The sequence below is a fragment of the Fodinicurvata halophila genome (assembly GCF_042651425.1).
Classification (GTDB): domain Bacteria; phylum Pseudomonadota; class Alphaproteobacteria; order Kiloniellales; family DSM-21159; genus Fodinicurvata; species Fodinicurvata halophila.
Window position 1 is genome coordinate 14,193 of sequence record NZ_JBHSCW010000008.1, and the last position, 13,248, is coordinate 27,440.

The 13,248-nt window shown below is 63.9% G+C and carries 10 protein-coding genes; 6 read left to right on the forward strand and 4 right to left on the reverse strand.

The window, feature by feature from the left end:
* Positions 1-13: 13 nt before the first annotated feature.
* Positions 14-403, reverse strand: coding sequence for a response regulator (locus tag ACFOW6_RS14035; RefSeq protein WP_382423026.1), 390 nt, complete (start codon positions 401-403; stop codon positions 14-16).
* 315 nt (positions 404-718) lie between these two features.
* Between ACFOW6_RS14035 and ACFOW6_RS14040 the strand changes: the two genes are divergently transcribed.
* Positions 719-2,284 carry a hypothetical protein gene (locus ACFOW6_RS14040; protein ID WP_382423027.1) on the forward strand — a complete coding sequence of 522 codons (1,566 nt, stop codon included), beginning with the start codon at positions 719-721 and terminating at the stop codon, positions 2,282-2,284.
* A 59-nt stretch (positions 2,285-2,343) separates the two neighbouring features.
* Here the strand turns inward: ACFOW6_RS14040 and ACFOW6_RS14045 are convergent, their stop codons facing one another.
* Positions 2,344-2,961: a hypothetical protein gene (locus ACFOW6_RS14045; RefSeq protein WP_382423028.1), complete on the reverse strand. Its 618-nt coding sequence runs from the start codon at positions 2,959-2,961 to the stop codon at positions 2,344-2,346.
* A gap of 271 nt (positions 2,962-3,232) precedes the next feature.
* Positions 3,233-4,828, reverse strand: coding sequence for a trimethylamine methyltransferase family protein (locus ACFOW6_RS14050; protein ID WP_382423029.1), 1,596 nt, complete (start codon positions 4,826-4,828; stop codon positions 3,233-3,235).
* A gap of 230 nt (positions 4,829-5,058) precedes the next feature.
* On the opposite strand from ACFOW6_RS14050, the gene ACFOW6_RS14055 reads away from it, so the two are divergent.
* The 5 genes from ACFOW6_RS14055 (at position 5,059) to ACFOW6_RS14075 (ending at position 11,566) form a co-directional block, all read left to right on the forward strand.
* Entirely contained in the window at positions 5,059-7,512 is a 2,454-nt protein-coding gene (locus ACFOW6_RS14055; RefSeq protein ID WP_382423030.1) for a GcvT family protein, read from the forward strand.
* A 176-nt stretch (positions 7,513-7,688) separates the two neighbouring features.
* A complete protein-coding gene (locus ACFOW6_RS14060) occupies positions 7,689-8,075 on the forward strand; it encodes an MliC family protein (RefSeq protein ID WP_382423031.1) in 387 nt (128 codons plus the stop codon).
* A 36-nt stretch (positions 8,076-8,111) separates the two neighbouring features.
* The gene (gene bmt / locus ACFOW6_RS14065) at positions 8,112-9,131 is read left to right on the forward strand and encodes a betaine--homocysteine S-methyltransferase (protein ID WP_382423032.1); all 1,020 of its coding nucleotides are present in this window, start codon (positions 8,112-8,114) and stop codon (positions 9,129-9,131) included.
* Positions 9,132-9,162: 31 nt separating this feature from the next.
* Entirely contained in the window at positions 9,163-10,626 is a 1,464-nt protein-coding gene (betB, locus tag ACFOW6_RS14070; protein WP_382423033.1) for a betaine-aldehyde dehydrogenase, read from the forward strand.
* A gap of 340 nt (positions 10,627-10,966) precedes the next feature.
* The gene (locus ACFOW6_RS14075) at positions 10,967-11,566 is read left to right on the forward strand and encodes a hypothetical protein (protein ID WP_382423034.1); all 600 of its coding nucleotides are present in this window, start codon (positions 10,967-10,969) and stop codon (positions 11,564-11,566) included.
* 106 nt (positions 11,567-11,672) lie between these two features.
* On the opposite strand, the gene ACFOW6_RS14080 is transcribed toward ACFOW6_RS14075, so the two are convergent.
* Positions 11,673-13,244 (reverse strand): cisplatin damage response ATP-dependent DNA ligase, encoded by a 1,572-nt coding sequence (locus ACFOW6_RS14080; protein WP_382423035.1) that lies wholly within the window; start codon positions 13,242-13,244, stop codon positions 11,673-11,675.
* Positions 13,245-13,248: the final 4 nt, after the last annotated feature.

The window sequence follows — 13,248 nt, forward strand, 5'->3', positions numbered from 1 at the left end:
CCGGTGTCAGGGTTTACTCAGTTGGCGCTGGCTGCGTCCTCTTCAGAAGATCGTCCAGCTCCGCAATCAGATCCGATGGCTTGAAGGGTTTCTGTAGTACTCGGTCCGCACCGAAATTGCGGCTCATTTCCAGGAAATGCATTTGGCGTGTACGCCCACCGCCGGAGATCGCGAGAATCGGCATATCCTTCGCCATGGCACGAATCTCGATGATGGTCTCAATGCCTTCCTTCTCGGGCATGATGATATCGGTGACCACGACATCGACAGGCTCGCTGCGCAGCAACTCGAGCCCCTCTTTCCCATCACCAGCGGACAAGACCGTGTAGCCTGCCTTGCCGAGAGAGTTTCCCATCACCTCCAGGATACTCTTCTCATCATCGATCAGCAGAATGGTCGACATGCTATAAGGCCTTGTATTATGAAAATTCTTGAATCCGAATGATTAGAATTTATGCAGCTAATGTATTTTATAAAAATTAACAAATAGAAAATATTCTATCGGAGAAAATCTCTTACTACATATTCTTATTTTTAAGAAAATTTGATAATAACTAATTATGAGGATATTTATTTAAATGTTACTCATTTTTGCTAACAATCCCTTTCACGAAGGTGCCGGTTTTGGATAATCTCACCAAACACGCGGGGAGCGGCTTGCCAATCCCGTTTCTACGGATCTCTCCGAAAGCATTGAAAAGAAAAGGGGGGCTATAAAATGTTCAGGAAATGGAAAACTGCCTGCGGTGCTCTCGCACTTGGCGCCTGGGCGATTCTGTCCGTCATGCCGGGCGCAGTCGCAGACGACAGCAAGCCCGACGGCATCGACTACGCCATGTATTTCATGAGCGAAGCCAAGGACGCGGAACAGTGTTCCATGTCCGTCGTGGAGGATACGCTCGTGGTCTCGCCAGAGATCAGCAATCCGGCCATGACCTGTCCGGACATGAGTGCTTGGAAGCTGTTCACGGAGGTGATCCAGGACCGCTTCTGGCGCAACTGGGCCAGCGACGACCAGGTCTGGCCCAGCCAACCCTACGGCATGTGCGAGCCTGGCGAGACCGGCCCAGACTGCTGCGCGCCGGGCGCCGAGAACCCCGGCTACGACAGCGACACGCCCGCGGCTCATTGCCCATACTATCCGGGCGATCACTTGGAGGAAGGCGAAAGCCTGACACGAACCGGACGGGCTTTGTCGAAGGCGCACTCCACCAATATGACCCAGGCCATCGGGCACAGCGTCCACCCGACGCGCTCGGACATCGACCCGGGCCGAGTCGCGCGCCAGGAGATGGCCGAGATCGTCCAGCGCAACAAACCGATGTTCGACTACATCTTCGAGCACAATCTCTACAACACCCAGGGCCTGGCCGACGCCTTCAAGGCCAACGCCCGGAATATCGACCGGAACGCCCCCTATCGCGTCGGTGATGGCAAACTGGCGAAGCTCGACCTCCCGGTGCAGTCGATCATGATCAAGAGCAACTGGCTGCTCGAGGAACAGGCCCAAGAGCTTGGTTTCGAGCAGGATAACGATCACCCCTACATAACCATGACCATCGACAAGAAGGAGGAGGACCGATTTGGAGAGAAGATCCAGCCCGGGACCTACTGGCTGGTAGCCATGCACGTCAGTTCCAAGGACACGCCGAACTGGGTCTGGGCCACATTCGAGCATGTGGATAATCCCGGCCGTTGCGACTACACCGGCTGCAACGACTCCTACGGATTTGCCTCGGCCGACGACCTGCCCGAAGGGGCAGCCGACAACTACACGGCACCGCACCAGACCAGCGACGATCTGGCCACGCCTCAGCAGGTGTTCGAGCACGGCCAACCCTATGACAGTGGCCCCATCAACCCGGAACTGGAGGACATCCTCGTGGACCTGGATATTGCCACCGAGCCGGGAAGCGACGAGCCCAGGATCACGGACCGAGCCTGGCGGTCCTACCGCCTGAAGGGCAGCCAGGTCGAGTTCACGGACTCCATGGGACGTGCGACCTACCTGGGCAATTCCGTGACGGAGGGCGGCTTCATGAATTCCGCCTCCTGCATCTCCTGCCACGCGCGTGCGGGCACCGATGGCGTGGCGGACAGCAAGCCGCCGCAGATGCCGCTGGGGGTTTTCGAGAACCGCCTGAACGTCACCGGCTATCAGCAGAGCAACAGCGGCGTGCCCAATCCGGCCTGGTATCACACCTCGGGTCAGCCACCGGAGCTCCAGGTCCTGCAGACCGACTTCAGCTGGGGCTTCATGCACGCCGCCCCAATAGAGAAATAGCGCTGCGATTCCCTCAATCCATTCGGGCCCTTTCTCCTCAGCAGAAAGGGCCCTTTTCCTTACGCCATCTCCAGCATGCCAACGCAGCTCGGGCAGATGCCGTGACTGACACGGACATCGGAATGTCCGCCCCGTGCATAATAGTCCTCGGGCGTGATCCATTCCCGTGCGTCTTCCCGATGCTCGCTAAGGGGCCAGGCCACTTTCTGGCAATACGAGCAGAGGGCGACAATGGGGAAATTGCGCTCGTTGGCCATGACTCCCAGGATCAGGTCAGGGTCAAGCAGATTGAGAGGCGGGCGCGCAACCTCCGAAAGCAGCTGTGACTGATAGAGAACCGCCCCACCAATCCCGTCCAGGGAAAGGTGCGACATGGACATGCGCATCTCGCGCTTCACCGAGGGTCCGTCGCAGCGATACTGGAAAGACAGCTTTTGCCCCTGGCCATGCCAGACGCTTTCATGCAGGCGCTGGTAACTGGATCTCACTTCGGCGCCGGTGATGAAATCAAAGAGGTTGTGCCCGATAACGTTCTTCGTCGGAGAGGCAGCGAAACCGGTTTTCTCGAGGAAGTCCTGCCATTGCGGCTGTCCCACCGCGAGAATGCGCCCGCCCCCTTCGACAATATAGCCGATCCCGTCCAGGGCATTCAGGAAGTTCTGGATATCTTCGTTCATGAAGGAAACGGATACTTGCATCTTGATTGCCGGGTCGTGAACGGAACAGCCACTGCCGTTTGTCCATCGGCACGACTTCGGGGTCGGCCGCATTGTGTGGACCAAACGTTAGTATCCGATGAACACACCTCGCTTAAGCAGATGGCACTCCGCTGTATTCTGAAGATGACCCCGATTGGGAAAGTCTATCGAGGCACCCGAGTCTCGTCCAGAACACACCGGCCAAGCCGACAAAGCGCCGGCTCAGTGGATGCCTGGCCAGCCTGCCCGGTCAGGCGAAGGCATCAGGCATGGAGTCCTTGCGCTGCCGGATGAAGTCCTGCAGCGCCTCGTCGACGCCCGGATCCAGCCCCGGCTCCTGGTAGGACTCCAGCCACTGCTTCCATAGCCGGTGCGCCCGCGCGGTGGTGTCCAGGCCGCCTTCCGACTGCCACTGCTCGAAGGAGTTGTTGTCGGCAACGCTGGAGCGATAGAAGGCGGTCTCGAAATTTGCCTGGGTATGGGCACAGCCCAGGTAGTGCTTACCCGGCCCGACCTCGCGGATGGCGTCCATGGCCTGGCCGTTCTCGCTGATGTCCACGCCGCCGGCGATCACCTGCAGCATGCCCAGCTGGTCGATATCCATCATGAACTTCTCGTACGAGGAGACCAGGCCGCCTTCCAGCCAGCCGGCGGCGTGCAGTGTGAAGTTCACCCCGCCCATCAGCGTGGCATTCAGCGTGTTGGCCGATTCATAGGCCGCCTGCGCATCCGGCAGCTTGGAGGCGCAGAGCCCCCCACCCGAGCGGAAGGGCACGCCAAGGCGCCGTGCCAGCTGGCCCATGCCGTAGAGCACCAGGGCCGGCTCCGGCGTGCCGAAGGTGGGCGCGCCCGACTGCATGGACATGGAGCTCGCAAAGGATCCCAGCACCACCGGTGCACCGGGCCGCACCAGCTGGGCCAGCGCCATACCGCCCAATGCCTCGGCCAGCGTCTGGGTCATGGTGCCAGCCACCGTGCAGGGCGCCATGGCCCCGGCCAGGATGAAGGGCGTGCAGATGACCGCCTGGTTGTGGCGGGCATAGACCTTCAGCGCCCCCACCATGGTGTCGTCCCAGACCATGGGCGAGTTGGCGTTGATCAAGCTGATCATCACCGTGTTGTTCTCGACGAAGTCCGCACCGAATAGCAGCTTCGCCATGGCGACCGAATCCTCGGCGCGTTCCGGCGCGGTTACCGAGCCCATGAAGGGTTTGTCGGAATAGCGCATGTGACTGTACACCATGTCCAGATGGCGCTTGTTCACCGGCACGTCGGTGGGCTCGCAGACCGTTCCGCCCGAGTGGTGGATCGCCGGCGCCATGTAGGCCAGCTTCACGAAATTGCGGAAGTCCTCCATGGTCCCGTAGCGGCGGCCGCCTTCCAGGTCGCTGACGAAGGGCGGGCCGTAAACCGGCGCGAAGACCGTGGCATCGCCGCCGATCTCCACAGAGCGCTCGGGGTTACGCGCGTGCTGGGTGAAACGGGCGGGCGCACTGTCCTGGATCAGCTTGCGACAGAGACCGCGCGGGAAATGCACCCGTTCGCCCTGCACGTCGCAGCCGGCCTCCCTCCACAGCTGCAACGCCTCGGGATCGCCACGAAACTCCAGTCCGATCTCCTCCAGCAGCGTGTCGGCATTGTGCTCGATGATCCCCAGCGCCTCGTCGTTCATCACTTCGAAGCGCGGGACCTTGCGCAGGATATGGCGCAGCTGCTGCTGTCCGCTGCCACGCCGCGCCGCACGCCGGCTTTCCGCACCGCCGCGCCCGCGACGGCCGGCCCGTCCGCCACCAGTCTGCTCCTCGGCTGTCGCGTCCGCCTTGTCGTCCACTGCCTGATCGCTCATGGCCCTGATTCCACTTCTGGTAAGTGAGTCGCACGCATCCCATTGGGCGCCGCTCAACCGGCAACGGCTTGCGAAACAGCGACCTCGAAAGGCGCAGAAACGCCGCATTTTCGTGGCGGTCTCATGTCGCTATCGACAAGGCTGGTGTCGCGATTCGCTCGGCAGAGTCTCCCAACCATTGCAATGCTTGGGCTGGAAAGTTCATCGCATTTTCGAGAAAGGCAGCGGCCATGAAAACACAAGCACGGGTGGTTGTTATCGGCGGCGGCGCTGTCGGCGTTTCGACCCTTTATCATCTGGCACAGTTGGGCTGGTCGGACGTTGTCCTGGTGGAACGCACCGAGTTGACTGCCGGTTCGACCTGGCATGCCGCCGGGCTGCTGCCGCTGTTCAACATGAGCTACAGCGTTGGCCAGATCCACAAGTACTCGGTGAATTTCTACAAGACGTTGGAAGAGGAAACCGGCCAGAACGTCTCCTTTCACGTCAACGGCAATCTGCGCCTTGCCCAATCGCAGGACCGTATGGATGAATTCCGCAAATACTGCGGCACGGCCAACACCATCGGCGTGCCCTATGAACTGCTCACGCCCAGCGAGGTGAAGGAACTCTGGCCTCTGGCCGAGGTCGACGACATCGTGGGTGCGATCTACCACCCTGACGACGGGCATATCGCGCCGGCCGACCTGACCACTGCGCTCTCCATCGGGGCCCGCAACCGTGGTGCCGAGATCTATCGCCAGACGGCCGTGACCGGCGTGACGCAGAAAGAAAACGGCGAGTGGATCGTCCACACCAGCAAGGGCGACGTCACCTGCGAGCATATAGTCTGCGCCACCGGCAACTATGCCCGGCAGACGGGCGCCATGTTCGGTCTGGATATACCAGCCATTCCGGTGGAGCATCAGTACATCGTCACCGAACCCCATCCCGCCCTGATGGAACGCCACAAGGAAGGCAAGCCCGAGCTTCCCGTCCTGAGACCTGCCGACGAAGCCTACTACTTCCGCGAAGAGCGCCAGGGATTCCTGCTCGGCCCCTACGAGAAGGGCGCGCCCGCCCGCTTTGTCGACGGCGTGCCGGACTCCTTTGGCCAGGATCTCTTCCCCGGCGACCTGGAGCGGCTGATGCCCCACGTGGAAGCTGCCATGAAACGCATACCGGCCTTCGCCGAAGCCGGTATCAAGGACATCATCAATGGCCCGATCTCCTACACGCCGGACGGCAATCCGCTGGTCGGGCCGGCCTGGGGCGTGAAGAACCTCTGGCTGAGCGAGGGGCATTCCTTCGGCATCACCGCCGCCGGCGGTGCCGGCCGTTTCCTTGCTGAGTGGATCGTCGAAGGCGAACCTTCCATCGAGCTGATCGATGTGGACCCACGCCGCTACGGCGCCTATGCCAACAAGCGCTATACCAAGGTGAAGAACGAGGAAGCCTACGAGCATGTCTTCGTCATCCACTACCCCGACGAAGAGCGACCCGCTGCGCGTCCGGCAAAGATGAGCCCGGTTCACGACCGGCTGGATGCCGCCGGGGCCGTCTGGGGCCAGCGCTACGGTTGGGAGCGGCCCAACTGGTTCGCGCCCGAGGGCGTCGAGCGCAAGGACGTCTGGTCCTTCCGCCGCACCAACTATTTCGAGCATGTGGGCAACGAGGCCCGGCACATGCGCGAGAAGGCCGGCCTGATCGACCTGACCTCGTTCTCCAAGTTCGAGATCTCGGGCCCGGGGGCCGAGGCCTACCTGGACCGTCTGGTGGCCAATACCATCCCCAAGAAGGTGGGCCGCATGTCGCTCAGCCATGCCCTGACCCAGGCGGGGGGCGTGCGCAGCGAGTTCACCATCACCAAGCTGGCGGAGAACCGCTACTATCTGATCTCCTCGGGCTCGGCGGAACGCTTCGACTGGGATTTCCTCTACAAGAACCTTCCCGATGACGGCAGCGTGCGTCTGGACAACGTGACCAACAGCCGGGGCGTCTTCGTGCTGGCGGGACCCAATGCACGGCATATCCTGCAGCAGCTGACGGACAGCGATCTCTCCACTGCCGCCTTCCCCTGGCTGACCGGCCAGACCATCAACGTCGGCCTGGCCGGCGACGTGCGCGCCCTGCGCGTCAACTTCGTCGGCGAACTGGGGTGGGAGCTGCACCATCCCATCGAGTACCAGCGCCACATCTTCGACGAGATCATGCGGGCCGGCGAAGCCCACGAATTGGGTCTGGTTGGAATCCGGGCCATGGACGTGCTGCGCACCGAGAAGTCCTATCGCATGTGGGCCAAGGACCTCAGCCGCGAATACTCCGCCTTCGAATCCGGGCTGGACCGCTTCGTCCGGCTCAACAAGGGCGAGTTCACCGGCCGCGAGGCCCTGGTCCGCCAGCAGCAGGAAGGTATCCCCCAGCGCTTCGTGACGCTGGAGGTCTTCCCTGAGGCCCGCAACGGCCGGCCCATCGCCGATCCCGGCGGCAATGAACCGCTCTACAGCAACGGCACCATGATCGGTCGCGCCACCTCGGGCGTCTATGGCCACAATCTCGGCAAGAGCATTGCTCTGGGCTACGTCACGCCCGACTTCGCCGAGCCCGGGACGGAACTGGAAATCGAGATCCTGCGCGACCGTTTCCAGGCCCGGGTCGTGCCGGAGTCCCCCTGGGATCCGGAGAACGAACGCCTGCGTGCTTGACTCCTCCCGTGCGAAGGTCTTCCCGGCGGCCGGCATAGCCGGCCGCCGCTCTTTTTCGCCCTGGAGCGGGTGCCCCATATTCACGACGGAGGAGGCGAGGAAAAAGGTCCGGGACAGCAAGGGAGCCACGGCTTATTCTCCGGCATGACCCAAGCCCGTGATCAGGAGTCTCAAGGATGCAAGCACCCCGTCTCGCCCTCGCTCTGTTTACAAGCCTCGCACTGACCGCCTGCAGCCAGACCGGCATTCCCGGCGCCGAGCGTGGCAGTGCTCCGGCACCGAGCACCGCCGCACAGGGGGATGACGAGGGCCTGCCGGAAACCAAGCCCATCGTCTATATCTGTGACGGGGGCGCCATGGTGGCCGCAATCTATGAGGATGACGAGGCCGTGGTGACCTACGAAGGCCGTTCGGAGCAGATGGAGACCGTTCGCTCGGCAAGCGGCGCCCGCTACGCCGGCGAGGAGTGGATCTGGTGGACCAAGGGGAACACCGGCTTCCTGCAGACCCGCGCCGACGAGACAACCATTGTCGACGGCTGCTCCCTCCACGGCGAGGAGTGAGGCGAAGATCCGGAACCCGACGAGGAAAGCCCTTTCATGAGCGACCTGCTGCAAGACCTGCTCTCCCACCGCCCCTGGCTGCTGGCTGACGGAGCGACCGGCACCAACCTCTTTGCGCTGGGCCTGCAGCACGGCGATGCGCCCGAGCTCTGGAACCTGGCCGAGCCGGACAAGGTGCGGCGGCACTATCGCTCCTTCATCGAGGCGGGCTCCGACATCGTGCTGACCAATACCTTCGGCGGCACCGCCAACCGGCTGAAGCTGCACGGCGCCGAGGAGCAGGTGCACGAGATCAACCGCGAAGCCGCGCGCCTGATGAAGGAAGAGATTGCCCGCAGCGGGCGGGACGTGGTCTGCGCCGGCTCAGTCGGCCCCACAGGGGATCTCTTCGTGCCGCTGGGTCCCCTCAAGCACGAGGACGGGGTGGCCGCCTTCACCGCGCAGTGCGCCGGACTGCTCGAGGGCGGCGCCGACGTGGCCTGGATCGAGACCATGTCCTCGCCCGACGAGCTCAACGCCGCCATCGAAGGCGCAACAAGGGCTGGCCTGCCCGTTGTCTGCACGCTGTCCTTCGACACCAACGGGCGCACCATGATGGGAGTCACGCCCGAAGACCTGAGCCGGCTGGCCCACCAGGCGTCCTCCGAACCGCTGGCCTTCGGCGGCAACTGCGGCACCGGCCCGGCCGAGATGGTGGCCGCCCTGGTCAACATGCGCAACGCGGCCGGTCCCACCGATACCCTGGTCGCCAAGGCCAACTGCGGCATCCCCGTGTTCGTGGAAGGTGAAGTACGCTACAATGGAACACCGGAATTGATGGCCCGCTACGCCGTGCTGGCCCGCAACGCCGGGGCGCGTATCATCGGCGGCTGTTGCGGCACCACGCCGGAGCATATCCGCAGCATGCGCCACGTGCTGGAAACCACCGAACCCGGCGACAGCCCGTCGGTGGAGGACATCACCCGGGAGCTGGGCGCCATCTCCGCCGGCGGACGTGGCGAGAAACCCGGCGAAAGCGCCGGGCGACGCGGTTCGCGGCGGCGCAGCCGGGTCTGACCCCCGAACGAACGCGAAAAGGCAAGAGACCATGGCCGAGATACAGAACTGCAAGCTCTATATCGCCGGCACGCATCAGGATGCCGCCGACGGAGAGACCTTCGACAACCTGAACCCCGCCACCGGCGAGGTGATTGCCCGGGTTCACCAGGCCGGGAAGGCCGACGTCGACCGCGCGGTAGAGGCGTCCCACAAGGGCTTTGCCGTCTGGTCGGCCATGACCTGCGCCGAACGCGGACGCATCCTGCGCCGGGCCGCCGATCTGCTGCGCGCCCGCAACGACGAGCTGGCCCGCCTGGAAACCCTGGATACCGGCCGCCCGATCCAGGAGACCTCGGTCGAGGACATCAACAGCGGCGCCGACTGCCTGGAATACTTCGGCGCCATCGCGGCCGGGCTGGCGGGCGAGCACATAGACCTCGGCCAGTCCTTCGCCTACACCAGACGCGAACCGCTGGGCATCTGCGCCGGCATCGGCGCCTGGAACTACCCCACGCAAATCGCCTGCTGGAAGGCGGCGCCGGCACTCGCCTGCGGCAACTCCATGATCTTCAAGCCGGCCGAGCTGACCCCGCTGACGGCCGTGAAGGTCGCCGAGATTCTCAGCGAGGCCGGACTGCCCGACGGTGTCTTCAACGTGGTGCACGGCTTTGCCGAGACCGGGCAGCTGCTGACCCGGCATCCGGAGATTGCCAAGGTCTCGCTGACCGGCGAGGTCGGCACCGGCCGCAAGATCATGGCCGATGCCGCCGGCACGGTGAAGCAGGTCACCCTCGAGCTCGGCGGCAAGTCGCCCATCCTGATCTTCGACGACGCCGACATCGACCGTGCCGTGACCGGCGCCATGCTGGGCAACTTCTACAGCGGCGGCGAAATCTGCTCCAACGGCACCCGGGTCTTCGTGCACGAGAGCGTCAAGGACGCCTTCCTGGAGCGTCTGGTGGCGCGCACCGAGGCGCTGAAGATCGGCGATCCCCTGGATCCCGACACTCAGGTCGGCGCCCTCATCTCGCTTGAGCACACCGAGAAGGTGATGCAGGCCATCGCCGATGGCCAGAAGGAAGGCGCGCGCCTGGTGACCGGCGGACAGCGCCTGACCGAACCCCCCTTCGACCGCGGCGGCTTCGTCACACCGGCCATCTTCGATGCCTGCAACGACGACATGAACCTGGTGCGCGAGGAGATTTTCGGTCCCGTGCTGTCGCTTCTGTCCTTCAAGGACGACGAGGAGGCCATCACCCGCGCCAACGCCACGCCCTATGGCCTCGCCGCCGGCGTCTTCACCCGCGACCTGACCCGCGCCCACCGCACCGTGGCCCGCCTGCAGGCCGGCATCTGCTGGATCAATAACTACAATCTCACGCCCATCGAGATGCCCTTTGGCGGCTACAAGCAGTCCGGCCTCGGCCGCGAAAACGGCAAGGCGGCCATCGAGTACTATTCCCAGCTGAAAAGCGTCTACGTGGAACTGGGTGAGCTCGAGAGCCCTTACTGAAGCGGACAAGATGAGTGGGTCTTGCGGAAAGGCCTGTGCCGGCATGCTTCGAGTGCGCTTCGCGCAACCTCAACATGAGGTTTTAGTTAAATTGCTGAAATTAAATAATAATTCTCATTCTGAGGTGCACGGTCCGCAGGGACGGGCCTCGAAGAATCGGCCCCAAGCCCAGACGCTACTCCAAGACTGTGCCCCCATCGAGATAATCCCTTTGACCGCTGGCCCGAGGCGCTTCGCCAGGTTTACGCTCGGATGGATCGAGCGTGGAATGCTCGGCCTGTAGAGGGCGTGAGTCATGAGATCGTTGCTGGTGAGCCTTCTGCTTATGGGAAGCTTGGCCTTGCCGACAGCAGGCAACGGCGCCGCCTTGCCGAGCCTGCAAGACATTCTGACGCTTGCCGGGCAGGGGTCCGCTTTCCAATCCCAGAGTCATTCCCGCATCCGGACCACTATCACGGGACCGGACGGCAAGACAGTACCGGTGGAGCTTTCGGTGCGGCTGCAGAGCGAGGGGCCGGACGAGGCCTTTCTGACTCTGCGGAAAGCCGGGGCGCCGGGCGATCTCGTGCTGGCCCTGCCGGAGACGGCACTGACGCCGGATGACCTAGCGGGCTTTGTCGTGCTGGAAGAGGCGGCCACCACAGCCGAGATGCATTTCACCACGATCGGAGCGCTGCGCGATGCGACCCAGCGCCATGGCCATTCGCTCCGCCATGGAAGCATCCGTGAGGATACACCGGCCATCCTGCTGAAGCCTGGAGAGTCCGGAGAGCTGGAGGTCAGGCTGCGCTTGCGGGACAGGGCGCGACTGGGACGAATCTTCGTGACGCTTGACGGGTCGAATAGCTGGATGTCGGTGCTGGCGAAGGCGGACGGTTTGCCGTATGAGCTTGGGGCCGGTCCTTCGAGGCTCGCTAACGCTCGCACCTCAGGATTATAATAATCGTTTAATATCAGCTTTTTAAATCCTATCCTCATGTTGAGGCGCACCCCACAGGGGTGCCTCGAAACATCTCGGCACAGGCCGCTCAGCCCGCAGCGCCACCTTACTCCTCCACCAGCTTCTGCAGGGTCTCCAGCCGGTCCGCCTCGGCGGCCGGCTTGTCCCAGCGGATGCGGCTGATGCGCGGGAAGCGCATGGCCAGTCCGGACTTGTGGCGGGTGGAGGGCTGGACGGCGTCGAAGACCACCTCGAAGACCAGGCCGGGGGCGACGGCACGCACCGGGCCGAAGCGCTCCACGGTATGATCGCGCACCCACTTGTCCAGCTTCTTCAGTTCCGCGTCCGTATAGCCGGAATAGGCCTTGCCCACCGGCACAAGCTCGCCCGCCTCGGTCCAGGCGCCGAAGGTGTAGTCGGAATAGAAGGAGCTGCGCTTGCCGTGGCCGCGCTGGGCATACATCAGCACGGCGTCCAGCGACAGCGGGTCGCGCTTCCACTTGTACCACAGCCCGCGTGGTCGGCCGGCGACGTAGCTGCTGTCGCGACGCTTGAGCATCAGGCCCTCCAGCCCCTGCTGCCGCGCTTCGGCGCGCAGGCGGGCCAGGGTCTCCATGTCGTCGGCCACAACCAGCTGCGAGAGGTCCATGCGCGGTGGCCGGTGGCGGGCGTACCAGTCCTCCAGCCGGCGGCGGCGCTCGGTGAAGGAGAGATCGCGCAGGTCCGCATCGCCCTCCAACAGCAGGTCGTAGAGGCGGATGTGGGCCGGATGCTTGCGCAGGCCGGCCGCGGTCACGGACTTGCGGTTGAGGCGCTGCTGCAGGTCGTTGAAGGGCGCCACTTCGCCGTCCCGCATTACCAGCAACTCGCCGTCCAGGACGGCCTCGAAGTTCACCCCCTCCAGCACGTCGGGGAAGCTGTGGCTGATTTCCTCGCCCGTGCGGCTGAACAGCCGGGCCTTGCCGTCATAGGCGACCAGCTGCACACGGATGCCGTCCCACTTCCACTCCACGGCGAAGTTCTCCAGCTCCAGGCTCTCCACCTCGCGCTCCTCCAGCGGATGGGCCAGCATCAGCGGACGGAAGGCGGCGCTGCGGTCCGGCTGGGGACGCGCGCCCTGCCCCTCCAGCCAGGCGAAGAGCGCTTCGTAGGGCGGCGCCAGGCCGTGCCACAGCTCCTCGATCTCGCCGACATCGCAGTCGCCAAACTCGGCCAGCGCGGTCTTGGCCAGACGTTCGGAGACGCCCACGCGCAGGCCGCCGGTGATGAACTTCAACAGCGCCCAGCGGCCCGTGGCGTCCAAGGCATCCAGCCAGCCTTCCAGCAGGCCCGGCACCTGGGCGCGCGGCGCCTCCTGCAGGCGCTCGACGATCTCGTTCAGCTCCGGCGGGCGGTTGGCGCCGGCCCGGGCCTGCCAGATCAGCGAGACCGTCTCCGCCAGGTCGCCCACATAGTCGTGGGACCAGCGGAACAGCACCGGATCATGGCGTTCCTCGGCCAGCGCGCGCACCTGGGCCGGCTTGGCGCTGCGGAAATCCAGCGTGCCGGTCAGCGCGCCCAGCGCCCATCCGCGATCGGGGTCGGGCTCCTGCGCGAAATAGTCCACCATCAGGCGCAGCTTGTCGTTGCGCCCGGGCGTCAGACTGAGGCGATCGAGCAGGAGGGCGAAACGCTCCATGGGT